Consider the following 15,287-nt stretch of genomic DNA (forward strand, 5'->3'; position numbering starts at 1 on the left):
TAACCCTGATATGAACTTTCAAATTCATAGTCAAACACTTGCAAGTACCAATAATTTTGGTAACATTCGTTTTTACCAATTATAATTAACTGATTTATATGGATTTTTTAAACAATTACTTAATTTATCTGATCCCTGTATTTGGCCTTATTGGCATTGCCGTCATGATCGGCAAGTCTGCCTGGGTAACCAAACAGGATGCAGGCGATGAAGGAATGAAAGAACTATCGGGCTATATTGCTGATGGTGCTATGGCCTTTCTTCGTGCCGAATGGAAAGTACTAAGCTATTTCGCAGTTATTGCCGTTATCTTATTAGCTTATTCGGGCAGTACGGTAGCTACTTCAAGTCCGGTAATAGCAGTTTCCTTTCTTATCGGCGCTTTTTTATCTGCATTTGCAGGTTACCTGGGTATGCGTATTGCCACTAAAGCAAATGTGCGTACTACGCAGGCAGCGCGTACCAGTTTAGCTAAAGCTTTAAAAGTATCATTTACCGGCGGCACCGTGATGGGATTAGGTGTTGCAGGTTTAGCGGTATTAGGCCTTGGCTCGTTATTTATTGTATTTTATACTTTTTATGTTAAACAACATAACGGCAATGTAAACGGCGAAGAAATGCAGAAAGCACTGGAAGTGCTGGCAGGCTTTTCTTTAGGTGCCGAATCTATTGCGCTATTTGCACGTGTAGGCGGCGGTATTTATACTAAAGCAGCCGACGTTGGTGCCGACCTTGTGGGCAAGGTTGAAGCCGGTATACCCGAGGATGATGTGCGTAACCCTGCTACTATTGCCGATAACGTGGGCGATAACGTAGGCGACGTTGCTGGTATGGGTGCCGACCTTTTCGGCTCATACGTGGCTACCATTTTGGCTACGATGGTTTTAGGCCGCGAGATCCAATCTAAAGATGCATTTGGTGGTATAGCACCCGTTTTGCTACCTATGGTAATTGCTGGGTTAGGACTGCTATTCTCCATTATAAGCGCATCATTTGTGCGCATTAAAAATGAGACTGACAGCGTACAAAGCGCGTTAAACCTGGGCAACTGGATGTCGATCATTTTAACTGCTATAGCTACATTTTTTGTAGTGAGATGGATGCTGCCGGAAGGTAACTTATACCTGATCCGCGACCTTGACGTGAACGGCAATATCAAAGCAGGTTCACTGGTTTTCAATAAAACAGGTGTATTTCTGTCGATAGTGGTAGGATTGATCGTGGGTACGCTCATGTCCATTATTACTGAATATTATACTGCAATGGGTAAACGCCCGGTATTATCTATCATACGTCAATCGTCAACCGGGCATGCTACCAATATTATTGGTGGCTTGGCTGTAGGTATGGAATCAACCGTGTTGCCTATCATCGTATTGGCAGCAGGTATATTTGGCTCATACCATTTTGCAGGCTTGTATGGCGTAGCTATTGCTGCTGCGGGTATGATGGCCACCACTGCTATGCAATTAGCTATTGACGCCTTTGGCCCTATTGCTGATAACGCCGGCGGTATTGCCGAAATGAACCAGTTGCCCGAAGAAGTACGCCACCGTACAGACAACCTGGATGCTGTGGGTAATACCACCGCCGCTACTGGAAAAGGCTTTGCCATAGCATCGGCAGCGTTAACCTCGCTTGCACTTTTTGCTGCGTTTGTGGGTGTTGCAGGTATCGATCATATTGACATTTACAAAGCTGATGTTTTAGCGGGATTATTTGTAGGCGGAATGATCCCTTTCATCTTTTCGGCACTGGCCATTTCAGCTGTTGGCCGCGCAGCCATGGCAATGGTTGAAGAAGTGCGCCGCCAGTTCCGCGATATACCCGGCATCATGGAATATAAAGCCAAACCCGAATATGAAAAATGCGTAGCCATTTCAACCCAAGCTTCTATCCGCGAAATGATTGCACCTGGAGCCATTGCCCTGATCACACCAATTGTGATCGGCTTTGCTTTCGGCCCTGAAGTTCTAGGCGGCTTATTAGCTGGTGTAACTGTATCTGGCGTATTGATGGGCATGTTCCAGAGCAATGCCGGTGGCGCATGGGATAATGCCAAAAAGTCTTTCGAAAAAGGCGTTGAGATCAATGGACAGATGTATTATAAAAAATCAGAACCACACAAGGCATCTGTAACCGGCGATACCGTAGGTGATCCGTTTAAAGATACATCAGGCCCTTCGATGAACATCCTGATTAAACTGATGTCGATTGTTTCGCTGGTGATTGCACCGCACCTGAACAAAGCGGCTGATACCAACAAGCGCATTCAGAAAGAGCTGAAGATAAGATCAATGATCACACAACCAATAAAAGCTGAAAACAAAGGATAAAAAGCAATAAGTAAGCCCTGTAATTGCAGGGCTTACTTATTTATATTCTATCAAACGCTGGTCTATATCCAGCCGTTCTACAGAAATAATTTTAACAAGATCATGATAGCGCGGGAAGATCGGATTTAAGAGATAATTATATTCGTAAACATTAATGGCCGAACGCACCCTTACGGCTAAGTACTTCCCCTCGCTCATTAATTTATCGCCAATCAGTTTATTTTCTATGTAATCAATGTGCAGCCAGTTTTTAGGGTAGCTTTTAGGCGGAAGTGTGTAGATCAATTTTTCATCCGCATCTATTTCCATACGGATGATGTACAGGTTTGGCGGAACGTTATCTGCCTCAAAATGCACCAGTGTCTCTAAAAAAGCTAAAGAACTATTCTCACTGGCATAAAGCATGTAAGTACCAGGGCTGTTCCAGCGGCCGCCATTCATAAAGGCGCCCATGCCCGAAATATCCCTTGCCCGCTTTTCTGACTTTACTATGCGGTAAACAATCATCAGGAATATACGCCTTCTTCTATGCGCCCAAGTATCCGGTCAACCATCATTAAACCGGTCGGCATGTCAAATAGGTCGATCGGTTTCATTTGGTTAAGCGCACGGTTAGGGGTATTAAGCCAGCTTTGTACTTTTTCTTCACTTTCAAAAACTTCAAAAGCATGTTCAGTAACCTTAGCTATTTCGATGATGTATGATGATGTACGTTTATCCAATACTTCGTCGTTCTTTTTACGTTCCATTGTTTTCACAGAAACGTTGAGTATGTTTTCGGTAAATGACTTTTTTGACATCCCCAAATGGCCGATCAGCGCATCAAGCGAAGCCTTTTTGATACCCGTATTGCTCAGATTGATCAGGTCAAACTCCGAACGGATATCTGCATCAACCAGTTTTATCCCACCAAGCAGATCAACCAGATCTGGCTTATGAATGGCTTTTATTTTTGACAATACTTGCATGAGCGACTTTTTTACCAAATATAAGGATAATTTGTCGCAAATTGTTTCATGTATATTTAATTTTCTGCTGACTACATACCGCCGCATTGTTACAAATGCAGCTATTTAGATTTTGAAGAAAATTGACTACGTTTGGGCATAAACATGATTAAACTAAAAGAACTAAACTAAAGCATGAGTTTATTTATTAAAAAATCCATCAACCAGTTGCTTGCAGCATCTGCTGAATCGGATAAAAGCTTAAAGCGAACGTTAGGTCCTGTTGCCCTTATTGCCCTGGGTATAGGTGCAATTATCGGTGCGGGTTTGTTCGTACGTACTGCTGCAGCTGCGGGTGGTAATGCAGGCCCGGCTGTAACCATATCATTTATTATAGCAGCCATAGGTTGCGCATTAGCCGGCCTTTGCTACGCCGAATTTGCCAGTATGATCCCGATTGCCGGTAGCGCCTATACTTATTCATACGCTACAATGGGTGAGTTTATTGCGTGGATCATTGGCTGGGACTTAGTTTTAGAGTACGCACTTGGCGCCGCAACGGTAGCCATAGGCTGGTCGCAATATCTTAACGACCTCTGTCATACATTTTTTGGGTTCACCATACCCTATGAGTGGAGCCACTCGCCTTTCCAGGTATCTGACGCAGGTGTGCACGGGCTTGTAAACATTCCCGCTATCCTTATTATCTTCTTACTAACACTTTTATTGATCCGCGGTACAGCAGAATCTGCCGTTGTAAATAACATCATCGTGTTAGTTAAGGTAGCTATTGTATTGTTAATTATCGGTTTCGGCTGGCAGTTTATTAACCCTGCTAACCATACTCCTTATACTATTCCGGCTGATGCAGGCTCGGTAACTTTGAACACCGGAATTGTTCATAATTATGCCGATACGTGGAATCACGGATGGTTTGGTGTGTTGCGTGGCGCAAGTATCGTTTTCTTTGCCTTTATTGGTTTCGATGCGGTTTCTACAGCAGCTCAGGAAGCAAAGAACCCGCAGAAAGATATGCCAATGGGTATCCTTGTTTCACTGGTAATTTGTACTGCTTTATACATCTTATTTTCACACGTTTTAACCGGTGTTGCATCTTATAAAGAGTTTTTAAGCCAGGGCAGCGAAGCTTCTGTTTCTTATGCCATACGCCATCACATGCCGGGTTACGAGTGGCTTGCAAAACTGGTAACAGTAGCTATTTTAGCAGGTTTCTCATCAGTTATCCTGGTGATGTTAATGGGCCAAACCCGTGTATTCTACACCATGAGCACAGACGGTTTGGTACCAAGCGTATTCTCTAAACTACACCCTAAATACCGTACCCCTTACAAATCACAATGGTTATTCTTTGTGTTTGTATCAATATTTGCAGGGTTTGTACCTGATAGTATTGTAGGTGATATGGTAAGTATAGGAACTTTGTTCGCATTCGTACTGGTATGCCTTGGTATTTTTATTCTGCGCAAAACAGATCCAAACATTAAACGCCCGTTTAAAACACCGTTGTATAAAATCGTTTGCCCGCTTGGTGCTTTAGTATGCTTAGGCATGATTGTAAGCGAAGGCTGGGAAAACTGGGCCCGTTTAATTGTATGGCTGATCATCGGCTTTATCGTGTACTTTGGTTATAGCATTAAACATTCGCATGTACGCAAAGGCACTACCGAAATTCCGAACGATCCGCCAAATCCTTCTTATATCGAATAGTAACATTTATGTTTAATATTAAAAAGGTTCTGTTATCGCAGAACCTTTTTTTGTTGATATTGCTTTATAATAATCAATTGTTTAACACCTGTAATGAGAATAGCTTTAGCAACGCCTCCTTTTCCAAAGTCAATAAACGATGGCTTATTCTGGGTTGATAAATTAGCAACAGAAGCTGCTAATAAAGGCGCAGCAATTATTTGCTTCCCCGAATCTTATATACCCGGCTACCCTGCCGAAGAATTTGATGTAGAAAGCCATTCGCAGCAAAAGTTAGAACAAGCCTTAGATCAGGCCTGCAAGATAGCCCGGGAGCACAACATCGCTATTATTTTACCGATGGATTGGGAACTGTCGCAAGGCATATTTAACGTTGCTTTTGTAATTTCTGAACAGGGCGAGGTACTGGGCTACCAAACTAAAAATCAGCTTGACCCATCTGAAGATAACCGCTGGTTACCCGGAACGGAGCTCCATTTGTTTGAAGTGCGGGGCATAAAATTTGGAATAGTCATTTGCCACGAAGGCTTCCGGTATCCTGAAACGGTAAGGCAACTGGCTCGCCGGGGTGCACAGATCGTATTTCATCCACATTTTGCAGGCAGCAATAAAGAAGGTATTAAACCTACACAATGGGGCCACCCCGATAATCCTTACTATGAAAAAGCAATGATGATGCGGTCTATTGAAAATACCATCTATTTTGCAAGTGTAAACTACGCAACCGACTATCCCGAATCGACAACTTCATTAATAAACCCCGATGGAAAATGCATCGCTTACCAGCCTTATGGCGAGGCAGGTGTTTTAGTAGCAGATATCAACCCCGAATTAGCTACCGCTTATTTAGCCAAAAGGTTAAAATCTCAACTTTATCAAGAATAAGATTCAATGAAGGGCGATAAGAATTTGTGGGTACTCATCTGCGTATGCGTTATCAACTCATTAGGATTTGGTATCATAGTGCCCCTGCTTTATTCTTATGGCAAAAAATTTGGCGTCACCGAACAGACCATCGGTTTTTTGACGGCTTCCTTCTCTATAGCGCAGTTTTTTGCCACTCCACTCTTGGGCGCTATTTCAGACAAATGGGGACGGAAGCCTGTATTGGCCATCAGCCTGGCGGGTACCTGTCTATCCTTTCTGCTGTTTGCAACCGCTCAAAACATTTATATGCTTTTCGCTGCCCGGATATTGGATGGGCTTACTGGCGGCAACATCTCTGTAGCGCAGGCCATGATATCTGATACCGCTACTGCAGACGACCGTGCTAAAAAGTTCGGATATTTGAGTTCTGCATTTGGTTTTGGCTTTGTGTTGGGCCCGGCTATTGGTGGCTTGCTAAGCAAGTTTGGGCTTACTTTTCCCTTTTACTTTGCAGCAGGTATTGCACTAATGGGTACACTGGCTACTGTCTTCTTCCTAAAAGAAACTTATACGGAAGATAAACGCAAACAGGGTGGCAAAAATACGTTCACCTTTACCTCGCTGGCTACAGTGGTGAAGAAACCGGTAATTGGCACCGCTGTAATCACCAGCTTTTTACTGGCTATGGGGCAGTTCACCATGATCATCGGCTTTCAAACCTTCAGTGTAGATCAGCTTAAGATCAATCCAACGCAAATTGGTTTGTTTTATGCAGGGTTTGGCATTACAGGCATCATCATGCAGTTATGCGTTCCGTTTTTCACCAAGGTATTTTCGTCAAAGTCGGTCATATTATTATTATCCACCATGCTTTGCCTGGTTGCCATGTTTGCCACGGGCTTTGCCAATGGGTTTATTTTCTTTGCCGCCTGCCTTTTTGTTTATGGCTTATTCAACGGCTTACGTAACCCCATGCTCAACGCCATTATAGCCGACCACAATGACCCGAAGCGACAGGGAGAAGTGCTGGGTGTTAACCAATCATATGCTTCTATCGGTCAAACGCTTGGCCCGGTAGGCGCAGGCTTAATTACGGCCATATCTGTACATGCTGTATTTTTTTTATCGGCTTTCTACATTTTAATAGGCTTTTTGCTTACTTTCAGGTTGAAATCAAAAGAGAAACAACACACCTGCTAACATGTACTTTGATCCTAAGCAAATACTTTCGGTAACCATGATCCTGTTTGCCATCATTGATATTTTGGGGGCAATTCCGGTTATTATTCAGCTGCGCCAGCGCGTTGGCCATATCCAGTCTGAAAAGGCGAGTATAGCCGTGCTTGTGCTGATGATTACCTTTTTGTTTCTTGGAGAGCAGTTACTAAATGTAATCGGGCTGGATATACCTTCATTCGCTATTGCAGGTTCATTGGTGATATTTATTATTGCGATGGAAATGATCTTAGGCATTCACCTTTTCAGTAATGAGGACATGCCTGCCAGTGCATCTATTGTACCGTTAGCATTTCCGCTTATTGCAGGTGCAGGCACCATGACCACCCTTCTTTCGCTTAAATCACAGTACGCTACACAGAATATTATTGTAGGTATTACCCTCAATACTTTGTTTGTATACATGGTGCTTAAGAACGTAAAATGGCTTGAAAAACTGCTTGGCCAAACTGGGCTCAACATCTTGCGTAAAGCATTTGGCGTTATCCTGCTGGCTATTGCCATTAAACTATTCAGAAGTAATACACACTTATAATTTATATTATAATCTCTTTAATGATTGGGCACTTATAATAAGTGCTTATCGCAGACAAATACACTCCTAAGCCATGGCTTTTTTAGAAGTTATAAAACACTCACGAAATATTTTATCTATCACAATGACCAAAAATAAAAGCTGGCTGCATAAGGCTGGCGAAATAGCTATTGAAATACTCATCATCGTTTTTGCTATATCCTTCTCCCTGTTTTTAGAACGCCAGCGTGAGGAAAGTAATGACCAAAAATTAGAAAAAGACTTTTACAGCGGACTAACCATTGACCTGAAGCAAGACCGGGAACAGCTACAAAGCGACCGGAAGTTTTTTGTGAACATGAGCCATGCTTTCGATTATTTCAAACGCATGAGCGACACCACAAAACTGAATGCTGACTCTATAAATGTCAATTATAATTATTTGATCAGCAGCTCCGACTTTGTTTCTAATTCGGCACATTACCAGGCATTAAAGTCTACAGGCAAACTTAGCATCATCGAAAATAAAGAGTTGCTTAACCAGATTATCAGCCTGTATGAAACAAAGATCCCGATATTGATATCGAGTACCCGTTTTTTCAATGACAAAAAAGAGCATGGGATTATTGCCTATGCAGAATCGCATATGCGTATGGGCAAAAACACAAATATTACACAAGTGATGTCTGATCCAATAGCCAAGAATTATTTGCTTACCGGCGGTTACATTACCCAAATCATTAATAATTATGATGATGCGCTGAAAGCAGTAGATACTGTATTGGCTAAAACGACTAAAGAAGAAGATTAATATTTAGCTATCACTTTACCAGCCTTGCAACAAACATGGTATCGGCTTTATGCTCATAGCCTTTTAATACCTGCTGGCTTTCTACTTTTAGCCCAAGTTCGCTAACCATAAAATCTACGGCGTCTTCGTTCTCTGCTTTAAAAGCAGAACAGGTGATATAAATGAGCGGCTTATCTGCCTTAAGGTATTTAACAACGTTAGGGATAATGCTTTGCTGCAGCCTTTGAAAAAAATCGATACGCACCGGGTTAAATTGACTGATCATTTCCGGCGTACGTCCCCAGGTGCCTGAACCACTGCAAGGCGCATCAAGTATAATGCCGTCAAAGGCATAATCATGCATATATGGGTCGGGATTTTCAGTAAGGTCTAACAGTTTCTTCTGATACCTGCGCAAGCCCACCTGGTCAAAGCGTTCATCGAGGTTGGCCAATATACTTTCCCTGATATCTGATACCACTAATTTAAGATCAGGTTCCTGTTCATTTAACAGTAACGACTTACCACCCGATGCAGCACAGGCATCCCACCATTGCTCCCACTTTTGCGGCTTAAAGAACTGGCCCGTCTGCTGTGACGACATATCTTGTACTTCAAACCAGTGCTGTTTTGGAAATATATTTTCCAACCGGGTGCCGTTAGGTAATGAGAAGCAATTATTGCCTTCGTCTTTGAAAGTAATCTCTGCCTTCTTGAGTTCGTTTTTTACCTGTTGCTCAAACCCCTTACGAACACGGATAAAAAGATCAGGCTGAATGAAAAATGATTTCAGGAAAGCATCACGGTCGATACCGGCAGAAAGGCGGTCGGCCCAGGGATATACATCTGATAATTTGAAGTCTGGATGTGCCGATTTAATGATGGCAATCTTTTCGTCAAGGCTGAACCCGATACAGGCTGCCCACTCGGGCTTAAAATGCTGAATAAAAGAGTTGACCTGGTTGTTGCACAAAAACTCGGCAACCAGCAAACGCTCGTCATCCGGCAAAGAGGGCAACGCCTTACCCAAACGAAAATAGTTATAGATTAACCTGCTGGCCACTTTCCTATCGGTAGAGCCCATTTGCTTATTCATCCTGAAAAAACCCGGAAGAAACTTACCAAGCGGTGTATCTGCCGGATATTGGGATAAAATACGCTGAAATGTTTTAAGCTGGTTAAGGGCTTTCATTCTATAACTTTTAACTCAAAGTTGCTGTACTTTAAAACACTGACATGGGCGTTTATCCAACCAATGCCAGGCTGTTTTACGAAATGGAAGTCGTTATGGATACCATCATAATTAATTAATTCGGGTTTTATTTGCGCACCATTACTTTCGGCTATTAGGTGCCCGAAAAAATAGCCCTCATCAAAACCTTTAATGGCATAAAGAGATGGATCGATATGATAAGCCTTACGGTAAGCCCTCACAAAAGTAACCGTACTGCCAAGCTTGTAGTTGACGTGCTCTGTGGATGTGATTACCGTTTTTAAACGCTGTAGCAAATCAGCTTTTAAAAAACTCATATTTTCCCAGTTGGGATGCCCGATTACTGTAACAGGATAAGTTTTGGCAACAGCATCAAGCGAGCGCAGCGTTACACCTAAAAATGCTTGTTTAACCGCAGGGATGATAAAAACATTTTCTTCAGTTTTTGAAAGCTGCGCCAACAATGGTTGCAGATTACCACGCACAACCGTAAAAGGTACTACCTTTATTTTTAAACGGCTCAGGCTGTCAAGCTCATGCTTAAATGGCGTAATGTATTTATTGTCCTCAGAAAAACCCGACTTCAATATAAACACCTTCTTCGGCTTTAACCTTTCTGCTACATAACGCGCAGCGCGCTTAGCATGATAATCAAGCGGCGGGGTAGCCGTAATCAGCATGGGGTTATGGAACTGGTTAGGCGCAGCAGGTGATAGTGGCGACAACAACATCTTCTTTTTGCCTATAGCCGTTTCGCTGAACGCTTTTATACCATCCGGAAATATAGGCCCTACGATCAGGTCGCTGTTACGTACCTTGGGGTTTAGTGACAAATTACGCGCTTCGGCAGCCTGATCTTTTGAATCAAACAGCTGCAAGCGAAAATTATATCCTTCGGCAGTTAACGAATCCAGCGCAAGCTTAAAACCCTGGTAATAGTCGATCCCCATGTTGGCCTGCTTCAAATCTGCGGCTGAATATCCACCTGATAACTCTTCGAGTTTAAGCGGTAATAGCATGGAAATTACAGAAGCCGTTGCCTCTCTGGTAACCGGCTCCTGTCTTGGCTTTTCAACAGGCTTAGTAATGGTTTTTGCCGGTCGCTGTTCTGTAGGCGGGTTCATCACCCGTGTTTTCGGCGAACAGCCAACAGCCAAAGCAGCTACCAGCAATAAGGCTTTTAAACCTTTATTCCCACTCAATGGTTGCCGGCGGCTTTGAACTGATGTCATACACTACCCTGTTAATTCCTTTTACGTTGTTAATGATCTCGTTGGAAATTTTGGCAAGCAAATCATAAGGCAAATGGCACCAATCAGCCGTCATGCCATCTAATGATTCAACTGCACGAAGGCATACTACATTTTCATAAGTACGCTCATCACCCATTACACCAACAGATTGTACCGGCAAATAGATAGTACCTGCCTGCCATACCTTGTCATAAACACCGGCTGCCTTTAAATTGTTGATATAAATAGCATCGGCTTGTTGTAATATATTAACTTTTTCGGGAGTAACCTCACCTAATATCCTGATTGCCAGACCAGGACCAGGGAAAGGGTGGCGGCCTAAAATATTATCGTCGATCCCCAAAGCTTTACCTACTTTACGTACTTCGTCCTTAAACAAAGTATTTAAAGGCTCAACCACTTTAAGTTTCATAAAGTCGGGCAAACCGCCTACGTTATGGTGAGATTTAATGGTTGCTGAAGGGCCTTTAACAGACACAGATTCAATTACGTCTGGGTAAATGGTTCCCTGGCCAAGCCATTTTACATCCTGCACCTCGTGGGCGGCATCATCAAATACCTCGATAAAAACGCGGCCAATGGCTTTACGTTTTTTCTCCGGATCGGTTAAACCAGCCAAAGCATCATAGAAACGTTGTTTGGCATCAATACCTTTAATATTTAAGCCCATGTGCTTGTAAGAATCAAGCACCGACTCAAATTCGTCTTTACGTAAAAGGCCGTTATCTACAAAAATACAATGCAGATTTTTGCCGATGGCATGGTGTAATAGCACTGCTGCTACTGACGAATCTACCCCTCCTGAAAGGCCAAGTACTACTTTATCATCGCCCAACTTTTCTTTTAGCCCGGCAATGGTAGTTTCTATAAATGAATCTGGTGTCCAATTCTGCGCACAACCGCAAATATCAACCAGGAAGTTTTGCAATAACTGTTTACCGTCTATACTGTGCGTAACTTCCGGGTGAAACTGTATACCGAAAGTTTGGGTATCCTTAATATGGTAGGCAGCCACCTTTACGCTATCTGTACTGGCAATTACCTCAAAATCATCAGCAATGCTGGTGATGGTATCCGCATGCGACATCCAAACCTGCGAATAAGCAGGCACATCTTTAAACAACGGGTTGTTATGATCAATAAATTGCAGGTTAGCACGGCCATACTCGCGGGTATTTGAAGCCTGCACCTCGCCCCTGTTGGTATGGGCGATATACTGCGCACCATAACACACGCCCAAAATAGGCAAAGTGCGGTGGTGGCGGGCAAACTCAAACTGCGGAGCATCTGCCTGGCGAACAGAATAAGGGCTACCCGAAAGGATAATACCTTTAACTGTGCTGTCTACTTCAGGAAAATTATTGAATGGATGTATTTCGCAATAGATATTTAGTTCTCTGACACGGCGTGCGATAAGTTGCGTAAACTGAGAGCCGAAATCAAGAATGAGGATTTTTTCTTGCATGGGCAAAGATAGCTTTTTTAGGGCAAGCTCAAAGCATTAGAAACAATAGAGAACAGATATTTTAGACCGGCAACATGCCACAGAACACACGAAACTTAATGAACAACTAAGTAAGGCTTAATTTTCTTTAACGTGGCATCATCTAATATGGCTACTTCTTTCAAATCGTCTAATGTTTCGTAATCACCATGCTCATTACGGTACTGTATTATGGCATTAATTTGTTTGTAGCCGAGGTACGGGAAACGCCGCATATCTTCAAACGTAGCTTTGTTTATGTTCAGCTTTTTAACAAGCGCAGCATTTACCTTCACCTGCTTATCCATTAACAAGTAATGCTCTTCATCAATACCGAAAACTTCTTTCAGCTGTTGTTTGGCATGAAAGCCGCCAAGTTTGTCACGGTAACGAATGATACGCATGGCATAAGCCGGGCCTATCCCTTTAAGGCTTACCAGTTGAGCAGAATCAGCTTTGTTGATCTCAATAATGGCAGCAGGCTTAATACTTTCGGCATCTGGCAGTGAAATATAGGGCGCAAGCCGTTTGTAATCCTCTGCAGAAAGCGAATACATCTTTTGCACGTCCGCCTTGGTGCGAAAACTTCCACCATTGGCTTCATAATGCTTTATAGTACCGATCTGATGCTCGGTTAAACCCAATTTTGCCCAGGTAGTATCGGGCAGATGATTCGGGTTAAACGCAAAAAGGTGTGCTGATACCGTTTTTTTCTCCTCTTGTTCAAACCCAGCAACCTTCAGTTTTGCAGCATCTGCCTCAAATTGGTTAAAATTTATTATCTTATCTTTGTGAAACAGCCTGTACACATAAGGCGCAGCTAAAGTTAATAGTATCAATACTATCATTACCACTAATCCGTTCCACTCTTTCTTAGTAACGGATAAATAGTTTTTTAGTGTTGATTTCATTGCGTAAGGCTAATAGCTGCTGAAATTAATAAATTTGAACTTTAAAGTCCGCAAAAAAATATATGAAGGTAATAACCACAGAGGAATTTGCTAAAGCCCTGAAGTTAGATAAGTTGAAGATGCCCGGACTGGCCACCCTGCTGATGGAAGTTATGAAGATAAACCGGGTGAATGAGCTGTTTGCTCAGGCGCAGCCCAAGCAAGGCCCCGAGTTTGTTGATGCGATATTAGAGGGTTGTGGCGTAACCATTGAGTTTGACGAAAAGGAACTTAAAAACCTGCCATCCGATGGCGGCTTTATAGCTATAGCCAACCACCCCTACGGGGGTATCGAAGGCATGGTACTGCTTAAAATATTATGCATGGCCAGGCCGGATGCCAAGGTGATGGCCAACTTCCTGCTGAAAAAGATCCCTAACCTAAGCGATTACTTTGTTGCCGTAAACCCGTTTGAGAATGTCGAACATTCTTCAAGCATCAGCGGCATCAAATCAACGCTCGAACTTTTGAACTCGGGTACGCCAATCGGCATTTTTCCTGCCGGCGAGGTATCAACTTTTAAAATAGAACAGCAGCAGGTAACAGACAAACAATGGAGCCCGGTTGTGGGCAAAATCATCGCAAGGGCTAAGGTGCCTGTTGTGCCGATTTATTTCCATGGCAATAACGGCGTTTTGTTTAACCTGCTTAGCTTAATTCACCCAACACTGCGTACGGCTAAGCTTCCATCAGAACTGTTTAATAAGCAAGGGCACACCATTAAATTACGTATCGGCAAGCCGATCAAGGTAACCGATGTGCCGGAATACAATAATCCCGCTAAGCTGCTCAACTTTTTAAGGGCAAAAACTTATGCGTTAGGTACCGGGCTTGAAGAGGACAAAAAGATCTTTAACCCGCGTAACCTGTTTAAGATACGAAAGCTTGAGGAAGAAATTGAACCAGCTGTAGACCCGGAAATCCTGATAAAGGAGATTGAACCACTGCGCGAAGATTACCGTGTTTGGCAGGAGAAAAACTACGAGGTTTTTGTAGCGCCTACATCAGTTATCCCTAATACCATACGTGAGATTGGCCGTTTACGCGAGATCACTTTTCGCGAAGTTGGCGAAGGCACCAACAAAAGCACAGACCTTGACGAGTATGATATCTACTATCATCACCTGTTTATATGGGACACGGAAGCTAAGTTAATCGTTGGTGCATACCGCATTGGTTTGGGTGATGAGATTTATTACAGCATGGGCAAAAAAGGTTTTTACACCGCCAAGCTGTTTAAAATTAAATCTGAATTTTCATCTGTACTAAAACGCAGCCTTGAATTAGGCCGCTCATGGATACGAAAAGAATACCAGCAAAAGCCATTGCCTTTGTTTTTGCTATGGAAGGGTATATTAAAGTTTTTGATTGACAATCCGCGTTACCGTTACCTGATTGGCCCTGCCAGCATCAGCAACAGTTTCTCTAAATTTTCTAAGTCGCTTATTGTGGATTACATCACCCGTAACCATTTCGACCATGAAATGGCGCAATATGTTAAGCCACGTAAGAAGTTTAAGGTTGATTTCTCGAAGGTGGATGCTGATCTTTTGATGGCCGGTGAAGATTCTTTCAAAAATCTTGACAACCTGATCTCTGAACTGGAAATGCGCAACATGAAGGTACCGGTATTGCTTCGCCAGTACATTGCGCTGAATGCCAAGATCATTTGCTTTAACATTGACCCTAAGTTTGCCGACTGCCTTGATGGCTTCCTGGTGCTTGACCTGGAAAAAGTACCACAGGATATATTGGAAAAGCTGGGTAAGAATTTGTAAAAATATATTCCCCTTTTAATATGTCATCCTGAACGCAGTGAAGGATCTTTTAATTATTAGAATTTAGAAGATCCCTCACATTTGGTTCGGGATGACATGTGCATTTTTATCACTTTTTCTTTATCAAATACAGCTACTTACCACACTCCCCCATTCGTTTCAGTTAAGATATTAAACCCTGCGGCATTATCC

At 42.8% G+C, this 15,287-nt stretch carries 13 protein-coding genes; 7 read left to right on the forward strand and 6 right to left on the reverse strand.

From position 1 onward, the window contains the following. Positions 1-98 precede the first annotated feature (98 nt). On the forward strand, positions 99-2,336 hold the full coding sequence (locus PQ461_RS16405; RefSeq protein ID WP_274206609.1) for a sodium-translocating pyrophosphatase: 2,238 nt from the start codon (positions 99-101) through the stop codon (positions 2,334-2,336). Between the two features lie 36 nt (positions 2,337-2,372). Here PQ461_RS16405 and PQ461_RS16410 read toward each other — a convergent pair whose 3' ends face one another. After that, on the reverse strand, positions 2,373-2,843 hold the full coding sequence (locus PQ461_RS16410; protein WP_274206611.1) for an RES family NAD+ phosphorylase: 471 nt from the start codon (positions 2,841-2,843) through the stop codon (positions 2,373-2,375). Continuing rightward, positions 2,843-3,304 carry an Xre family toxin-antitoxin system antitoxin gene (locus PQ461_RS16415; RefSeq protein ID WP_274206612.1) on the reverse strand — a complete coding sequence of 154 codons (462 nt, stop codon included), beginning with the start codon at positions 3,302-3,304 and terminating at the stop codon, positions 2,843-2,845. The genes PQ461_RS16410 and PQ461_RS16415 overlap by 1 nt, the downstream gene beginning before the upstream one ends. Before the next feature lie 174 nt (positions 3,305-3,478). On the opposite strand from PQ461_RS16415, the gene PQ461_RS16420 reads away from it, so the two are divergent. The 5 genes from PQ461_RS16420 (at position 3,479) to PQ461_RS16440 (ending at position 8,439) form a co-directional block, all read left to right on the forward strand. Next, a complete protein-coding gene (locus tag PQ461_RS16420) occupies positions 3,479-5,011 on the forward strand; it encodes an amino acid permease (RefSeq protein ID WP_274206613.1) in 1,533 nt (510 codons plus the stop codon). A gap of 93 nt (positions 5,012-5,104) precedes the next feature. Continuing rightward, entirely contained in the window at positions 5,105-5,896 is a 792-nt protein-coding gene (locus PQ461_RS16425) for a carbon-nitrogen hydrolase family protein (protein WP_274206614.1), read from the forward strand. A 6-nt stretch (positions 5,897-5,902) separates the two neighbouring features. Further along, positions 5,903-7,078: an MFS transporter gene (locus PQ461_RS16430; RefSeq protein ID WP_274206615.1), complete on the forward strand. Its 1,176-nt coding sequence runs from the start codon at positions 5,903-5,905 to the stop codon at positions 7,076-7,078. A gap of 1 nt (position 7,079) precedes the next feature. Further along, entirely contained in the window at positions 7,080-7,649 is a 570-nt protein-coding gene (locus tag PQ461_RS16435) for a MarC family protein (RefSeq protein ID WP_274206617.1), read from the forward strand. Positions 7,650-7,773: 124 nt separating this feature from the next. Next, positions 7,774-8,439: a hypothetical protein gene (locus PQ461_RS16440; protein WP_274206618.1), complete on the forward strand. Its 666-nt coding sequence runs from the start codon at positions 7,774-7,776 to the stop codon at positions 8,437-8,439. A gap of 10 nt (positions 8,440-8,449) precedes the next feature. Here PQ461_RS16440 and PQ461_RS16445 read toward each other — a convergent pair whose 3' ends face one another. The 4 genes from PQ461_RS16445 to PQ461_RS16460 form a co-directional block, all read right to left on the reverse strand. Then, complete coding sequence (locus PQ461_RS16445) at positions 8,450-9,610, reverse strand: RsmB/NOP family class I SAM-dependent RNA methyltransferase (RefSeq protein WP_274206619.1); 1,161 nt, start codon at positions 9,608-9,610, stop codon at positions 8,450-8,452. Then, the gene (locus PQ461_RS16450; RefSeq protein WP_274206620.1) at positions 9,607-10,863 is read right to left on the reverse strand and encodes an ABC transporter substrate-binding protein; all 1,257 of its coding nucleotides are present in this window, start codon (positions 10,861-10,863) and stop codon (positions 9,607-9,609) included. Before PQ461_RS16450 ends, PQ461_RS16445 begins: the two co-directional genes overlap by 4 nt. Then, positions 10,820-12,349: a glutamine-hydrolyzing GMP synthase gene (gene guaA, locus PQ461_RS16455; protein ID WP_274206621.1), complete on the reverse strand. Its 1,530-nt coding sequence runs from the start codon at positions 12,347-12,349 to the stop codon at positions 10,820-10,822. The genes PQ461_RS16450 and guaA overlap by 44 nt, the downstream gene beginning before the upstream one ends. Positions 12,350-12,444: 95 nt before the next feature. Further along, a complete protein-coding gene (locus tag PQ461_RS16460) occupies positions 12,445-13,278 on the reverse strand; it encodes a ComEA family DNA-binding protein (RefSeq protein WP_274206622.1) in 834 nt (277 codons plus the stop codon). Between the two features lie 62 nt (positions 13,279-13,340). Between PQ461_RS16460 and PQ461_RS16465 the strand changes: the two genes are divergently transcribed. After that, positions 13,341-15,095 carry a bifunctional lysophospholipid acyltransferase family protein/GNAT family N-acetyltransferase gene (locus PQ461_RS16465; RefSeq protein ID WP_274206623.1) on the forward strand — a complete coding sequence of 585 codons (1,755 nt, stop codon included), beginning with the start codon at positions 13,341-13,343 and terminating at the stop codon, positions 15,093-15,095. Positions 15,096-15,287: the final 192 nt, after the last annotated feature.

Origin of the sequence: Mucilaginibacter sp. KACC 22063 (genome assembly GCF_028736115.1) — a bacterium.
GTDB lineage: Bacteria > Bacteroidota > Bacteroidia > Sphingobacteriales > Sphingobacteriaceae > Mucilaginibacter.